The organism is Streptomyces canus, assembly GCF_030816965.1.
In the GTDB taxonomy this organism is placed as follows: Bacteria; Actinomycetota; Actinomycetes; order Streptomycetales; family Streptomycetaceae; genus Streptomyces; species Streptomyces canus_E.
The window spans coordinates 7605671-7620298 of the sequence record NZ_JAUSYQ010000002.1 but is presented as its reverse complement, the minus strand read 5'-3'; the positions used below and the strand labels follow the sequence as shown (position 1 = coordinate 7620298).

The following is a 14628-nucleotide window of genomic DNA, read 5'->3' as shown; positions in this document are numbered from 1 at the left end:
AGAAAGCGCTGTCAATGGGTCAGACGTGAGATACCTGGGGCAGGAGTGGGGTAGGACAGAGAGACCAAGCCCCAGCCCAGTCCGCAAGTTTCACTGGTTGGACCGACTCATGCGAGGTGTCCTGTGCCTGCGTTCGACCTGCCGACGAGGGAGCTGGAGCGGTACCGTCCCGATGTCCAGGAGCCCCCGGACTTCGACGGGTTCTGGCGTGACACCGTCAAAGAGGCGGCGCAGACGGATGTGTTGGTGTCGGTGCGCCCGGCGGAGAGCGGGCTGCGGCTGACGCAGACCTGGGACGTCACCCTCCGGGGCTTCGCCGGCGATCCGGTGCGCGCCTGGTACAGCAGACCGGCCGGGGTGGGCGAGCCCCTGCCGGCGGTCGTCGAGTACGCCGGTTACGGCCGCGGGCGCGGCCTGCCGCACGAGCGGCTGACCTGGGTGAACGCCGGGTACGCGCATCTGCTGATGGACAACCGCGGGCAGGGTGACCAGTACGGCAACGGCGGGGCCACCCCCGACCCGCACGCCTCGGCACCGGGCGGCCCGGGACCGGCGGCCCGCGGCCTGCTCGACCCCCGTGACTACCACTACCGGCGGCTGATCACGGACGCGGTGCGCGCGGTGGCCGCGGTGCGCGCCCTTCCGGGAGTGGACGCGTCCCGCGTCGCGGCCGTCGGCAACAGCCAGGGCGGCGGGCTGGCGCTGGCCGTCGCGGGACTGGTGCCGGACCTGGCGGCGGTCCTGGTCACCGCGCCTTTCCTGTGCGGCATCCGACGGGCCCTGGATCTGACCGACGCGAGCCCGTACGGCGAGATCAGCACGTACCTCTCCGTGCACCGGGGCGCACAGGAGGCCGCGTACCGCACCCTCGCGTACATGGAGGGCGTCTCCTTCGCACGGCGCGCCGCCGCCCCGGCCCACTTCGGGGTCGGCCTGCGCGACACGGTGTGCCCGCCGAGCGGGGCGTACGCGGCCTTCAACCGCTACGGCGAGCTGACCGGTGTGGACCCTCGCAAGGAGATCCACGCCTATCCGTACAACGGCCACGAGGGAGGCGACGCGGTGCAGGTGCGGCGCCAACTCGACTGGCTCGGCGAGGTGTTGGAGCCAGGCCCGGTCAACCCACAGCCAGGGTGAACACGTGCAGGTCCGTGTTGTCCGGCAGCTTCACGCCGGCGACGCTCCTCCCTTGCGGTGCCTTGATCATGGAAGACCGCGTACGGCCGAAGGAGCGCGCGAGGGGGTCACCCGGGCGGTCCCGCCAATGGCCCCAACTGATTTGACATCGTTGTCCGTTGACGCGGTAGAGTCATGTACAGACCACTCGACAACGTTGTCGCGCGTCGCGTCGTCCCAAGCCATGCATCATCCGTGTCGGCCACCACCCCCTGCGCCGGCACGGCTCGCGGACCCGGTGGCGCACAGCCCCACCGGGTCCGCCCTGAGCGGAAGGTTCGAGCACGTTCTGACGGTGACTCAGCCGACCCGGCAGGGAAGCGTCGTGGCCGTGTCACCTCCGGAGCCGGTGACGACGTAACCGAACGTCGTACTCTGCCCCGGACTGAGCGAGCCGTTCCAGTTGGCGTTGTGGACCATCACGTCCTCGCCGGTGTAGGTGGCGTTGCCGTTCCAGAGACTGTCGACCTTCTGCCCGATCGGCAGGGTCCAGTCGACCATCCAGCCCAGCATCGGGACGTCGCCGGAGTTGGTGACGGTCACCTCGGACTGGTAGCCGCCGCTCCAACTGCCCGTGGTCTTACGGGTGGCCGTGCAGGTGCCGGGTACCGGTTCGGTCGGGTTGCCGGGTTCGTGGATGCCGGTGACCTCGCCGTTGCCGCCGTCGAAGACGACGTCGGAGCAGGAATAGAAGGTCTCCGCGCTGTCCGAACGCTGCCAGACCATGTAGATGATGTGGCGGCCGGACTTGTTCGCCGGAAGCTGCCCCGTCCAGGAGTAGTTGGCCTCGACCGTGCCCGGGCTGCCGTTGAGCGGCGGGTGGTCGACGCTGAGGAACGGCTGGGCCTCCATGTCGTCCCAGGTGAGGGTCTTCTTCGGGTCGAAGCCGTCCTTGGTGACGTAGACGTAGAACCAACCCGGGTGCGCGGCCCAGGCGTTGTAGGAGAAGTCGACCGTCTTGCCCGAGGTGAGGTGGGTGAGCGGCCAGTCGTCGCGGGCGGCGTTGAAGCCGGTGAAGTTGGTGTTGCCTCCGCTGCACAGCTCGCCGTCCGGCACGAAGCCGCGGGTGCGGCCGGCGCCGTCCGAGCGGAGCACGGAGAACCAGTTGTAGAACGGTGTGGTGCCGCTGACCGCCTGCGCGTTCCTGCAGGCCGGGTTGACCGGCTTGATCTCACCGGTGTCGGTCAGCCCGTCCTGCCAGCACAGGAAGGTGCGGCTGGCGGGCTTCATCGGGGTGCCGTGGGCCTCGGCCTTGCCGCCGGTCGTGAGGACGAGGCTGAGGGCGGGGAGGGTGGCGAGCAGGGAGACGAGGACCAGGAAGAGGGCTCTGGGGCGGGTCACCCTCGATAACTTTGTCAGGATCATGACAGTCCAGTCCGTTCCTTGAGGTACGGGCCGTTGCGGGTGTGTGGATGCCGTGGGGTGGGGGCGGCATGCGGGCGGGTTCCGGTCCGTCCGAATGGGAGCGCTCCCACCCCACGTGTTGCGGAAGTTAGCGCGAACCGGAGCGACTGTAAACAGTTGGCGCTCCTCCATCTGTACGATCATGCGCGGGCGCCGGTCACACCGGGTAGGCCGCCTGGAAGGCCAGCCGCTCCTGCGCGTCTTCTCCTACGGTCGTCAGCGCGTCGTCGAACTCCATGAACTCCTCCCACACCGTCCGCCCGCTCGCCCCGGCGAGCCTCCTGACCACGAGATCCTCCAGTTCGGGGACCCGTTTGTTCTTCCAGATCTTGTCGGCGACGGCGACCAGCAGGTCTTCGAGGCCGATGTCCGGGAGGGTCCAGGTCGCGTGGGTGGCGGCGAAGCGGGCCAGGTGCGGGGGGACGCCGTGGGCCAGGAGGAGGTCCTGGCCGGCCTTCTCGTGTGCGGAGCCCGGGCCGGAGAGTTCGGAGGCGTGCGCGGTCTTGCCTATGTCGTGCGTGGCGGCGCCGAACAGGACGGCGTCGCGGTCGAGGTGGAGCGTGGGATGCTGTCGCGCCAGCCACTCCGTGAGCTCGTACGCCACGTCGTGCACCAGCCTCAGGTGGGCCGCCAGACGGGGCGGGGCGTCGAGGGTCCGGAGGAGGTGAGCCGCATCTTCGGGGAGGGGGCGGGGGCCCGGGTCGTGGAGGGCGCGGTGGAGGAGTTCGGGGGTGGTCACGCGGTAAGGGTAGGGGCGGAGGCCGGAAGTCGGGGGCGGCGCAGGGTGGTGGCTGGGGGGACCTCTCGGGAGCGGTCGGATGGGCGGGAGTCGCGGTGGTGGGGCTTGGTCGGGTCCCATCGGGGGCTTGCGCCCAAAGCCGGCCGGCCCCGACGGCAGTCTCGGTCCTATGGCCCGCTCAGCCTCTCCGCGGGATCGGACAAGAGCCGGTGGCAAAAGCAGATCTTGTTCGTTGATGATCTCGTGCCGTGGGACGTGGTGATCTGACGCATGGCCAGTGGACCTGGCGCCGGCCGATGGACGGCATACGGTGGCGGACCGGGACGGGCGCACCCTGGCCCGCATGTCCCGGCCCGGACGCGAACGACCCCGCAACCAGTCTGACCGGATGCCGGGCCGACACGGCGTATGACTCCCGCCGCAACCGGTACGAGCGCAGGTCTGCCAGGTATGACAGGCTCGCCGTTCGCCAGGAAGCGACCGCACTGATCGCAGCCCTCGATGAGTGGCTGCGCCCTGCGCTTTCACCTGAAGTGCCGGGGCTGCGTGCCTCTGCAGGTAGCGAGTCGGTGCCTCTCACTGTTGGATATGGGCGTGCCGAAGAGCGATGACTACGCGAGAACCAGTGTTCGACTGACCGTCTGGGGCTGTCTCGCCGGGCTGGCAGTGGCACTCGCCATTCCGGTGACCACAGTGGTGACCGTCCTGCTGTTCGGGATGCCGACACCTTAGAGCTGCGCTCGCGCGGCCGGCGCGCGCCCTCACCGGACGGTCGGCTCCGCGAGTCGCGGGGGTTTCTCGCGCAGTTTGCCGCGCCCCTGTGAGCATGACACCGAGGCCGGATTTCCTGCGACCGCTCGCTCCTCCAAGCCGGCCGCCGTGGCCGTCGGGAGTTCGATCGTGAACTCCGATCGGCCGGGGGTGCTTTCGACCCGGATGCGGCCTCCGTGGGCGGCCGTGATCGCCGCCGCGATGGCCAGGCCCAGGCCCGAGCCGCCGGATCTGGCGTCAGCCCGTGAGCGGGACGTGTCCGCTCGGGTGAAGCGTTCGAAGACCGTGGGGAGGAGGGCGGGCGGGATGCCCGGGCCGTTGTCGCGGACTCGGATCACGCAGCGCTCGTCCGTCGACTCCACCGACGCCACCACCCTCGTGCCCGCCGGCGTGTGCATCCTCGCGTTGGACAGCAGGTTGGCCACCACCTGGTGCAGGCGCGCCTCGTCGCCGGTGACCAACGCCGGGGCGTCCGGGCTCAGTTCGAGCTGCCAGTCATGGCCGCCGGCTGCCGCCCGCGCATCCCACACCGCCTCCGCGACCAGCGCCGCCAGGTCGACCTCGCGGGACTGAAGGGGGCGGCCCTCGTCGAGGCGGGCGAGCAGGAGCAGGTCCTCCACCAGACCCGTCATCCGCGCCGACTCCGCCGAGACCCGGCGCCAGGCCAGCACCGGCTCGATCCGGTCGGTGCCGTGGTTCATCAGCTCGGCGTATCCGGCGATCGAGGCGAGGGGCGTACGGAGTTCGTGGCTGGCGTCGGCGAGGAACCGCCGCATGCGCTCCTCGCTGCGCTGCCGTTCGGCGAGGGAGGACTCCACGTGGTCGAGCAGATGGTTGAGCGCGGCGCCGACCTGGCCGGCCTCGCTGTCGGGGTCGGTGTCCCCTTCCGGCACCCGGGTCAGGCCGGTGACCTCGCCGTGTCCGAGCGGGGCGCGGGACACCTCGACGGCGGTGGCGGCGACCCGGCCGAGGGGGCGCAGCTGCCGTCGTATGACCACCGTGCAGACGCAGCCGGCGGCGACGAGCCCGGCCACGGCGACGCCTGTCTCGATCATCACGAGTCCGCTGATCATGTCCTGGACGTCGTCCATGGGCAGGCCGGCGAGGATCCGGACGCCTCCGTCCACGAGGACGGTGACCCGATAGGTGCCGAGGCCGGGCACGGTCCGGGTGTGCATCGCGCCGTCGGCCCGCACCCCGGCCAGGGCGGCGCGCTGGTCGGTGCCGAGGTTCTGGTTGGGGGCGTCCTGGACGACGACGGCCGCGGAGACGATGGCGCCGTCCTCGTCGAGCCGGGCGGCGAGCATTCCGGCGGGCTGCCCGCTCTCCCTCAGGAACGTCAGATCGTCCTGGAGGTTCTCGTGCAACGAGGCTCCTCCCAGGGCCCGTTCGGCGGTGTCGAGGACGCGGTCGTCCAGGTTGCCCATCAGATAGGCGTGCTGGAAGAGCGTGGTGATCAGGCCCATCGCGACACAGACGACGACCAGGGTGGCAGTGACGAAGACGAGCAGGCGGGTACGGATGGACCGGGTGCGCGTCCTCGCTTTCGGGCGCCGGCTCATCTCCCGTCCTCCGCGGCCCTGATGGCGTACCCGAGGCCACGCACGGTGTGGATCATCGGTGCCCGTCCCTTGTCGATCTTCCTGCGCAGACTGGAGATGTAGACCTCGACGAGATTGCCGCCGCCGTCGAAGGAGCTGCTCCAGACGTGGTCGAGGATCTGCGCCTTGCTGAGCACCTGGCGTGGATGGCCGAGCAGCAGACCGAGCAGGTCGAACTCCTTCGCCGTGAGCTGGACGGGCACACCCGCCCGGCGCACTTCGCGGGTGTCCCCGGTCATGACGAGGTCGCCGAGCACGTGGACGGAGTCGTCGGTGCGGCCGTCCCGGGACGCGGCCCGGCGCAGCAGTCCGCGCAGCCGCAGCACGACCTCCTCCAGGGAGAAGGGCTTGGTGACGTAGTCGTCGGCGCCTGCCTCCAGGCCGTCGAGGCGGTGTTCGAGGGCATCGCGGGCGGTGAGCATGAGGACGGGCAGCTTCGGGTTCTCCTGGCGCAGCCGGCGCAGCACCTGGAGGCCGTCCAGGTCGGGCAGCATCCCGTCGAGCACCACGGCGTGCGGTGCGCAGCCGCGCGCCGTACTCAGTGCGCTGCGCCCGTCGAGCGCCGTATAGGGACGCCAGCCCGCCTCGGTGACGGCGACGGACAGCACTTCGTTGAGTGCGGGCTCGTCGTCGACGATGAGCACTCTTGCTCGGCCGGTTCGGGACCCGGAGGTGCCAGTCATGTACCGATCGTGTCCCCGTGGGCTGAGGGAATCCTGTGTTCCACCTGAGGGTGGGTGATGACCTGCGGCGGCGGGGTACGGCGAAGGGCCGCACCCCCGTCACCGGGGGTGCGGCCCTCAGGCGCCCGAAAGGACTTACTTGCGGATCAGGCTGCGCAGCACGTACTGCATGATGCCGCCGTTGCGGTAGTAGTCGGCCTCACCGGGGGTGTCGATGCGGACGACCGCGTCGAACTCGACGCCCGTGTCGGTGGTGACCTTGACCGTGCGCGGCGTGGTGCCGTTGTTGAGCTCCTCGACACCGGTGAAGGAGAAGGTCTCCTCGCCGGTCAGGCCGAGGGACTCGGCGCTCGCGCCCTCCGGGAACTGCAGCGGCAGGACACCCATGCCGATGAGGTTCGAGCGGTGGATGCGCTCGTACGACTCGGCGATGACGGCCTTGACGCCGAGGAGCGCGGTGCCCTTGGCGGCCCAGTCGCGGGACGAGCCGGAGCCGTACTCCTTGCCGGCCAGGATGGCCAGCGGGATGCCCTGCTCGATGTAGTTGCGCGAGGCGTCGTAGATGAACGACACCGGGGCGTCGGCCTGGGTGAAGTCGCGGGTGTAGCCGCCTTCCGTGCCCGGCGCGATCTGGTTGCGCAGGCGGATGTTGGCGAACGTGCCGCGGATCATGACCTCGTGGTTGCCGCGGCGCGAGCCGTAGCTGTTGAAGTCACGACGCTCCACACCGTGCTCGGTGAGGTACTTGCCGGCCGGGGTGTCGGCCTTGATGGCACCGGCGGGCGAGATGTGGTCCGTGGTCACCGAGTCGCCCAGCTTGGCGAGCACGCGGGCGCCGGTGATGTCGGAGACCGGGGTGGTCTCCATCGTCATGCCCTCGAAGTACGGGGGCTTGCGGACGTACGTCGACTGCGGGTCCCACTCGAAGGTGTTGCCGGTCGGGATCGGCAGCGCCTGCCACTGGGCGTCGCCCGCGAAGACGTCGGCGTAGGACTTGTTGAACATGTCCTCGCCGATGGCGTTCGCCACGACGTCGTTGACCTCGGCCTCGGAGGGCCAGATGTCCTTGAGGTGGACCGGGTTGCCGTCCTGGTCGACGCCCAGGGCCTCGCGCGTGATGTCCACCTTCATGGAGCCCGCGAGGGCGTACGCGACGACCAGCGGCGGGGAGGCCAGGTAGTTCATCTTGACGTCGGGGTTGATCCGGCCCTCGAAGTTCCGGTTGCCGGACAGGACCGCGGTGACCGCGAGGTCGTGGTCGTTGACGGCCTTGGAGACCTCCTCCGGCAGCGGGCCGGAGTTGCCGATGCAGGTGGTGCAGCCGTAGCCGACGAGGTTGAAGCCGACCTTGTCGAGGTAGGGGGTGAGCCCGGCCTTGTCGAAGTAGTCGGTGACGACCTTGGAGCCCGGGGCGAGGGTGGTCTTGACCCACGGCTTGCGGGTCAGGCCCTTCTCCACGGCCTTCTTCGCGACGAGCGCGGCGGCGACCATGACGTACGGGTTCGAGGTGTTGGTGCAGGAGGTGATGGCCGCGACCGTCACCGCGCCGTGGTCGATCTCGTAGGTCGAACCGTCGGGGGCGGTCACGGTGACCGGGTTGGACGGAGCGCCGTTCGGGGCGACGGCCGGGGCGTCGGAGGCCGGGAAGGACTCCTGACCGGCCTCGTCCACGTCGTCGACGTAGTTGCGGACGTCCTGCTTGAACTGCTCGGCGGCGTTCGCGAGGACGATGCGGTCCTGCGGGCGCTTGGGGCCGGCGATGGAGGGGACGACCGTGGAGAGGTCGAGCTCCAGCTTCTCGGAGAAGTCCGGCTCGGCCTTCGGGTCCAGCCAGAGACCCTGCTCCTTGGCGTACGCCTCGACGAGCGCGAGCTGCTGCTCGGAGCGGCCGGTGAGCTTGAGGTACTTGATGGTCTCGTCGTCGATCGGGAAGATCGCGGCGGTCGAGCCGAACTCCGGCGACATGTTGCCGATGGTGGCGCGGTTCGCGAGGGAGGTGGCGGCGACGCCCTCGCCGTAGAACTCGACGAACTTGCCGACCACGCCGTGCTTGCGGAGCATCTCGGTGATGGTCAGCACGAGGTCGGTGGCGGTGGTGCCGGGGGTGAGCTCACCGGTCAGCTTGAAGCCGACGACGCGCGGGATGAGCATGGAGACCGGCTGGCCGAGCATCGCGGCCTCGGCCTCGATGCCGCCGACGCCCCAGCCCAGCACACCGAGGCCGTTGACCATGGTGGTGTGCGAGTCGGTGCCGACCAGCGTGTCGGGGTAGGCCTGACCGTTGCGGACCATGACCGTACGGGCCAGGTGCTCGATGTTCACCTGGTGGACGATGCCGGTGCCGGGCGGGACGACCTTGAAGTCGTCGAACGCGGTCTGGCCCCAGCGCAGGAACTGGTAGCGCTCGCGGTTGCGGCCGTACTCCAGCTCGACGTTCTGCGCGAAGGCCTCGTTCGTGCCGAACTTGTCGGCGATGACGGAGTGGTCGATGACCAGCTCGGCCGGGGAGAGCGGGTTGACCTTCGCCGGGTCGCCGCCGAGCTCCTTGACGGCCTCACGCATGGTGGCGAGGTCCACGACACAGGGCACGCCGGTGAAGTCCTGCATGATCACGCGGGCCGGCGTGAACTGGATCTCCTGCGACGGCTGGGCCTTCGAGTCCCAGCCGCCGAGCGCGCGGATGTGGTCGGCGGTGATGTTCGCGCCGTCCTCGGTACGGAGCAGGTTCTCCAGGAGAACCTTGAGGCTGTACGGCAGGCGGGCCGAGCCCTCCACCTTGTCCAGCCGGAAGATCTCGTACGACTCGTCGCCCACGCTCAGCGTGGCGCGGGCGTCGAAGCTGTTCGCCGACACGACAGTCTCCTTCATTTTTGTGCGCTTACCACCGCATCCTGCCGCCACGCCGTCTTGGCCGATCTGCTAAGGTAAGGCTAAGTTAGGTACGCCTTACTGCCAGACCCAGCGAAAGCGTGCGACTGCGGTACGCCTCGGCAGATATCTCGATGTCGAGATAACTCTAGTACATGAGGCCGGGATGGTCATGCCCGACTTCCCTGTGATGTCCGCCGCCACGGTCCCCGGGTCGGCGCGGTCGCGGTCATCAGTTCGCCAAGTCGGGGTAGGCGGAGGGAGTTGGGAGCACCAGACCGACCCGAGGGGAGACCCATATGGGCCTCACGTTCCGCAAGAGCTTCCGGATCCTGCCCGGCGTGCGGCTGAACATCAACCGGCACTCCTGGTCCATCACCACCGGCGGCGGCAAGCACGGCCCGCGGCACACACACAACAGCACGGGACGTCGTACGACATCGATGGATCTGCCCGGACCTTTCGGGTGGCGCCGCACCCGTACCGCCAAGCGCCACTGAGGCTCCCTCCGGCCCGCGGAGGTCCCTCACCCGAATGCACTCCCCGGAATGCGCCATCTCATATCTGAGATAGCCTCAAGCTCATGGCAGACGACTACCTCGTACGCATCGGCAAGCTCATCCGTGACGCCCGGCAGCACCGGGGCTGGACACAGTCGCAGCTTGCCGAGGCGCTCGGCACCAGTCAGAGCGCCGTCAATCGCATCGAGCGCGGCAACCAAAACATCAGCCTTGAGATGATCGCCCGTATCGGTGAAGCACTGGACAGCGAAATCGTCTCTCTGGGCTACGCGGGCCCCATGCACCTGCGCGTGGTCGGCGGTCGGCGGCTGTCCGGCGCGATCGACGTCAAGACGAGCAAGAACGCGTGTGTGGCCCTGCTCTGCGCCTCGCTCCTCAACAAGGGGCGCACGGTGCTGCGCAGGGTCGCCCGCATCGAGGAGGTCTACCGCCTCCTGGAGGTGCTGAGCTCCATCGGGGTCCGCACCCGCTGGATCAACGACGGAGTCGACCTCGAACTCGTGCCGCCGACCGAGCTGAACATGGACGCCATCGACGCCGAGGCCGCCGTCCGCACCCGCTCCATCATCATGTTCCTCGGTCCGCTGCTGCACCGTATGGACAGCTTCAAGCTGCCCTACGCCGGCGGCTGCGACCTCGGCACCCGGACCATCGAGCCGCACATGATCGCGCTGCGCCGGTTCGGTCTGGACGTCGCGGCGACCGAGGGCCAGTACCACGCGCGCGTGGACCGGTCGGTCCGCCCCGGCCGTCCGATCGTGCTGACCGAGCGCGGCGACACCGTGACGGAGAACGCGCTGCTCGCGGCCGCCCGCCACGACGGCGTCACCGTCATCCGCAACGCTTCCTCCAACTACATGGTCCAGGACCTGTGCTTCTTCCTGGAGGCCCTGGGAGTGAAGGTCGAGGGCATCGGCACCACCACGCTCACCGTGCACGGCGTACCGCACATCGACGTGGACGTCGACTACTCCCCCTCCGAGGACCCGGTCGAGGCGATGAGCCTGCTGGCCGCGGCCGTGGTGACGGAGTCCGAGCTGACCGTGCGCCGGGTGCCCATCGAGTTCCTGGAGATCGAGCTCGCGGTCCTTGAGGAGATGGGGCTCGACCACGACCGTACGCCTGAGTACTTCGCGGACAACGGCCGTACCCGGCTGGTCGACCTCACGGTCCGGCCCTCCAAACTGGAAGCGCCGATCGACAAGATCCACCCGATGCCGTTCCCCGGCCTGAACATCGACAACGTCCCGTTCTTCGCGGCCATCGCGGCGGCCGCGCAGGGTCAGACCCTCATCCACGACTGGGTCTACGACAACCGGGCGATCTACCTGACGGATCTGAACCGGTTGGGCGGGCGCCTCCAACTCCTCGACCCGCACCGGGTGCTGGTGGAGGGCCCGACCCGCTGGCGTGCCGCCGAGATGATGTGCCCGCCGGCCCTGCGCCCCGCCGTGGTCGTCCTGCTGGCGATGATGGCGGCCGACGGCACGTCCGTGCTGCGCAACGTCTATGTCATCAACCGCGGTTACGAGGACCTGGCCGAGCGGCTCAACTCGGTGGGGGCGCAGATCGAGATCTTCCGGGACATCTGACCCGCCCGTCCGACGATGCCGTACGTCGCCACGAGCAGCTTCGCGGTCGGCCTCACCGTGGGGTGCCGTACCCGTGGATCCCCGGGATGACGAGCTGTCCGCCTGTCTGTCCGGCCTGGTCGATGTCCGCGTCGTCCAGGCCGAGTCGGAGCCTGAGGCCAAGGTTCCCGATCGTGTCGAGGCGGCTCCCCTTCATCTTCCACGGCTCGGCGGAGAAGCGGCCGGCACTCGCCTCCTCGGGGGCCTTGAGGTCGCGCAGGGGCGGGCGGCCCCCCTGGCGGTCCCGGACGTGGACTCCGGTGGGAGCGACGGCTCGGCAGCCCGGTGGCCGGCAGGTGGAGCCGGAGTCGTGGGCAGCAGCGGGTCGGACGGTGCGGTGGCCTCGGGTGTCGGGGTGACCGAGCTGGGCGAGGGGCTTGCGTGAAGATCCGGACTCTGCTGCTCGGCCCCGTCGTCGAGGAGCCCCAGGGGGGCGAGGATGCCCGCGCGCCTTGTGGGGGCGGAGGTCGCGTCGGCTGAAGGGGTGGCAGCGGGCGCTGGAGAGAGGCTCGGTGACGGGTCGGCCGTGGGCTCCGACGGCCTGTCCGACCCGCCCGCGGAGTCGGCGCCGGAGTGGGCGCCCGACGTGCCGGGATCAGCGGACGGCGCGGGGCTTGCGGGAACCTCCGTCGCCGACGTCGGCGCGTCTTCGGGGCGGTCGCAGTCGGCGCCTGCGGCCTCATCCACTTCAGAAGCGGAATGAGCCGCGATCGCGCTCGTATCGGCGGCGGGCACGCGTTGACTCCCGAGGATCAGGGCCGTCGGCAGCGCGGTCAGCGCGAGAGCCCTCCCGACCGGCAGGCGCAGGCGCGTCAGCGCGGACGTACGGGGGCCGGCGTGACGGCCTCTCGGCGGTCCGGCGAGGCGGGGTTCTGCGGCCTCGTCGCGGATGTCGTGTGGCCGACCGGTCATTCCCCAGCCCTCTCCTCGGGGCCGGCGGCGGCCGACGCCCCCTCGGTGGGGCCGGGCGTCTCCACCGGGCGTACGTCCACCGGGCCCCAGGAGGGGGCCAGGAGCCCGCCCGTGGCCGCGAACAGCGTGCCGCCGAAGAAGCCGCCGAAGCTGGAGAGGGGAAGCGACAGCACGCCGAGGACCACGGCGACACAGCCGGCGAAGAACCTGATGATCGGCTGGAACCGCAGGAGTCCGGCCAGGACGATCAGGGTCAGGCCGATGACCAGGGAACCGGCCCTCGCCATGGTGGACATCGCCACGGACAGCGCGCCCAGGGACAGGTTGAAGAACGGGATCGGCAGCGGGCAGCAACTCCCGGTCCGACGGGGGCCCCGGCGGGAGACCACCCGCTCACTTGCGCCGCGGAAACCGATCTGTTTTCCTAGGTGGAAACAGATCGGTTTCCTACCGGTGTTCGGACCATGACCAGCGACAAGGGAAAAGATGACCACCACCTACGACCGTGGGGCGCCCGCCTCCGGGACAACAGACCCGGGCCGCCGCGGCTCACACGCCGTGCGCTGGTGGGTGCTCGTCGTGCTGGGCGTGGCACAGCTCATGGTCACGCTCGATGCGACCGTCGTGAACATCGCGCTGCCCGCCGCGCAACACGACCTCGGTTTCAGCGACGGCAGCCGGCAGTGGGTCATCACGGGTTACGCCCTGGCATTCGGCAGTCTGTTGTTGCTCGGCGGGCGACTCGGTGACCTGTTCGGCCGGCGTACCACCTTCGTCATCGGCCTGATCGGTTTCGCGGCCGCATCCGTCGCCGGTGGGGCGGCCGGCAGCTTCGACGTCCTCGTCGCGGCACGTGTGGCCCAAGGACTCTTCGCCGCGCTGCTCGCGCCCGCGGCGCTCTCGCTGCTCAGCGTGACCTTCACCCGACCGTCCGAGAGGGCGAAGGCCTTCGGCATCTTCAGTGCGCTGTCCGGTGCGGGCGGCGCGATCGGACTGCTGCTCGGCGGCATGCTCACCGAATGGGCGTCGTGGCGCTGGGTGATGTATGTGAACGTCGCCTTCGCGGCAGTCGCGCTCGTCGGCGCGCTGCTGCTACTGGCCAAGCCTGCGGTCACCGAGCGGCCCAAGCTCGACATTCCGGGGACCATCGTGGTGAGCGCCGCGCTGTTCGCCATCGTCTACGGGTTCGCGCACGTCGAATCCACCAGTTGGACCAACCCGGTCACCCTCGGCTCCATGATCGTCGGCGTGGTGCTGCTCGCCGTGTTCGTGTGGCTGGAGTCCAGGGTCGCGCATCCGCTGCTGCCGCTGCGACTCGTGCGGGACCTGACCCGCGGCGGTTCGTTTGTGGCCGTGTTCGTCGTGGGCATGGGGATGTTTTCGATCTTCCTGTTCCTGACGTATTACCTCGAGGCCGGCATCGGCTACTCGCCGATCAAGACCGGTCTGGCGTTCCTGCCGATGGTCGGGGGAATCGTCGCCGCGGCGACCACGGCGCCTTCGCTGTTGCTGCCGAGGGTCGGTCCGAAGATCGTGATCTCCGCGAGCTTCCTCGTCGCCGCGACCGGCATGGCCCTGCTGACCCGACTCGCGCTGGACAGCGGCTACGCCACCGACATCATGCCCGGGATGATCCTGCTGGGTCTCGGCCTCGGCGGAGTGATGACCACCGCGTTCCAGGGTGCGACCGCAGGCGTGCACCACGAGGACACGGGCGTCGCCTCGGCACTGATCAACACCAGCCAGCAGGTGGGTGGCTCGATCAGCACGGCCCTGCTGACCACCGTCGCCTCATCGGCCGCGGCCGACTATCTGTCCTCGCACAAGGCCGGCGCGCTGACCGTGGCGCAGGCCGGGGTCGAGGGCTACACGGCCACTCTGGCGTGGGGCGCCGGGTTCTTCGTGGTCGGTGCGGTGCTCGCGGCGTTCCTGATACCGAACGCGCCTCTGGCGCCGTCGGAAGGCGAGCCCGTCATCGCGCACTGAGCTGCACATTGCGGGCACGTTCCGTCAACTCGGCGCCAGACTCACGTGGTTGGCGGAACGCGCCGAGGCTGACGGACAGGTGGGTCAGGGCGGCGCGATCACCGTCACGGGGATGAGCGCCGCCCGCCTGCCGCTGCTGTGGCTGCAGGCGCCCCACCCCATCGAGGCACTGCCGGGCTTCTGTCGCCTCTTCGCCGCGTTCGTACCACTGCGGCAGATCACCGGCGGCATCCGCTCGATCCTCGGCTACGACCCCAGGGCGACGTGGGCCTGGCCGGGGGCAAGCGGCGTAAACCGATCAGTTTTCATTTGGTGGGAAGCGAGTTAACCTCACCG

At 69.6% G+C, this 14628-nt stretch carries 13 protein-coding genes; 7 read left to right on the top strand and 6 right to left on the bottom strand.

Annotation, left to right across the window (positions count from 1 at the left end):
• Nucleotides 1-123 precede the first annotated feature (123 nt).
• The gene (locus QF027_RS36030) at nt 124-1137 is read left to right on the top strand and encodes an acetylxylan esterase (protein ID WP_307079313.1); all 1014 of its coding nucleotides are present in this window, start codon (nt 124-126) and stop codon (nt 1135-1137) included.
• A gap of 339 nt (nt 1138-1476) precedes the next feature.
• On the opposite strand, the gene QF027_RS36025 is transcribed toward QF027_RS36030, so the two are convergent.
• Entirely contained in the window at nt 1477-2541 is a 1065-nt protein-coding gene (locus tag QF027_RS36025) for a lytic polysaccharide monooxygenase (protein WP_307079311.1), read from the bottom strand.
• A 196-nt stretch (nt 2542-2737) separates the two neighbouring features.
• Nucleotides 2738-3319, bottom strand: coding sequence for an HD domain-containing protein (locus tag QF027_RS36020; RefSeq protein WP_307079309.1), 582 nt, complete (start codon nt 3317-3319; stop codon nt 2738-2740).
• A 594-nt stretch (nt 3320-3913) separates the two neighbouring features.
• Here QF027_RS36020 and QF027_RS36015 point away from each other — a divergent pair.
• Nucleotides 3914-4051 (top strand): hypothetical protein, encoded by a 138-nt coding sequence (locus QF027_RS36015; RefSeq protein WP_306975223.1) that lies wholly within the window; start codon nt 3914-3916, stop codon nt 4049-4051.
• A gap of 29 nt (nt 4052-4080) precedes the next feature.
• Here the strand turns inward: QF027_RS36015 and QF027_RS36010 are convergent, their stop codons facing one another.
• From QF027_RS36010 to acnA, 3 genes are all read right to left on the bottom strand, one after another.
• A complete protein-coding gene (locus QF027_RS36010; protein ID WP_307079307.1) occupies nt 4081-5652 on the bottom strand; it encodes a sensor histidine kinase in 1572 nt (523 codons plus the stop codon).
• Nucleotides 5649-6374, bottom strand: a complete 726-nt coding sequence (locus QF027_RS36005; RefSeq protein WP_306975227.1) for a response regulator transcription factor — start codon at nt 6372-6374, stop codon at nt 5649-5651. The genes QF027_RS36010 and QF027_RS36005 overlap by 4 nt, the downstream gene beginning before the upstream one ends.
• Before the next feature lie 135 nt (nt 6375-6509).
• A complete protein-coding gene (gene acnA, locus QF027_RS36000) occupies nt 6510-9227 on the bottom strand; it encodes an aconitate hydratase AcnA (RefSeq protein ID WP_307079305.1) in 2718 nt (905 codons plus the stop codon).
• A gap of 314 nt (nt 9228-9541) precedes the next feature.
• Between acnA and QF027_RS35995 the strand changes: the two genes are divergently transcribed.
• The 3 genes from QF027_RS35995 to QF027_RS35985 all read left to right on the top strand — a co-directional run bounded on the left by QF027_RS35995 (nt 9542) and on the right by QF027_RS35985 (nt 11779).
• On the top strand, nt 9542-9742 hold the full coding sequence (locus tag QF027_RS35995; protein WP_307079303.1) for a DUF4236 domain-containing protein: 201 nt from the start codon (nt 9542-9544) through the stop codon (nt 9740-9742).
• A gap of 83 nt (nt 9743-9825) precedes the next feature.
• Nucleotides 9826-11355, top strand: coding sequence for a helix-turn-helix domain-containing protein (locus tag QF027_RS35990; RefSeq protein WP_307079302.1), 1530 nt, complete (start codon nt 9826-9828; stop codon nt 11353-11355).
• A 73-nt stretch (nt 11356-11428) separates the two neighbouring features.
• The gene (locus tag QF027_RS35985) at nt 11429-11779 is read left to right on the top strand and encodes a hypothetical protein (protein ID WP_306975233.1); all 351 of its coding nucleotides are present in this window, start codon (nt 11429-11431) and stop codon (nt 11777-11779) included.
• A 523-nt stretch (nt 11780-12302) separates the two neighbouring features.
• Here QF027_RS35985 and QF027_RS35980 read toward each other — a convergent pair.
• Nucleotides 12303-12695 carry a DUF6114 domain-containing protein gene (locus tag QF027_RS35980; protein ID WP_307079300.1) on the bottom strand — a complete coding sequence of 131 codons (393 nt, stop codon included), beginning with the start codon at nt 12693-12695 and terminating at the stop codon, nt 12303-12305.
• A gap of 97 nt (nt 12696-12792) precedes the next feature.
• On the opposite strand from QF027_RS35980, the gene QF027_RS35975 reads away from it, so the two are divergent.
• Together QF027_RS35975 and QF027_RS35970 are read left to right on the top strand one after the other, a co-directional pair.
• Nucleotides 12793-14292, top strand: a complete 1500-nt coding sequence (locus QF027_RS35975; protein ID WP_307181186.1) for an MFS transporter — start codon at nt 12793-12795, stop codon at nt 14290-14292.
• A 49-nt stretch (nt 14293-14341) separates the two neighbouring features.
• Entirely contained in the window at nt 14342-14620 is a 279-nt protein-coding gene (locus QF027_RS35970) for a hypothetical protein (RefSeq protein ID WP_307079296.1), read from the top strand.
• Nucleotides 14621-14628: the final 8 nt, after the last annotated feature.

Coding starts and splice junctions, on each gene's coding strand:
- QF027_RS36025 (WP_307079311.1), bottom strand. CDS start 2,541: ATGATCCTGACAAAGTTATCGAGGGTGACCCGCCCCAGAGCCCTCTTC.
- QF027_RS35995 (WP_307079303.1), top strand. CDS start 9,542: ATGGGCCTCACGTTCCGCAAGAGCTTCCGGATCCTGCCCGGCGTGCGG.
- QF027_RS36010 (WP_307079307.1), bottom strand. CDS start 5,652: ATGAGCCGGCGCCCGAAAGCGAGGACGCGCACCCGGTCCATCCGTACC.
- QF027_RS35990 (WP_307079302.1), top strand. CDS start 9,826: ATGGCAGACGACTACCTCGTACGCATCGGCAAGCTCATCCGTGACGCC.
- QF027_RS35975 (WP_307181186.1), top strand. CDS start 12,793: ATGACCACCACCTACGACCGTGGGGCGCCCGCCTCCGGGACAACAGAC.
- QF027_RS36005 (WP_306975227.1), bottom strand. CDS start 6,374: ATGACTGGCACCTCCGGGTCCCGAACCGGCCGAGCAAGAGTGCTCATC.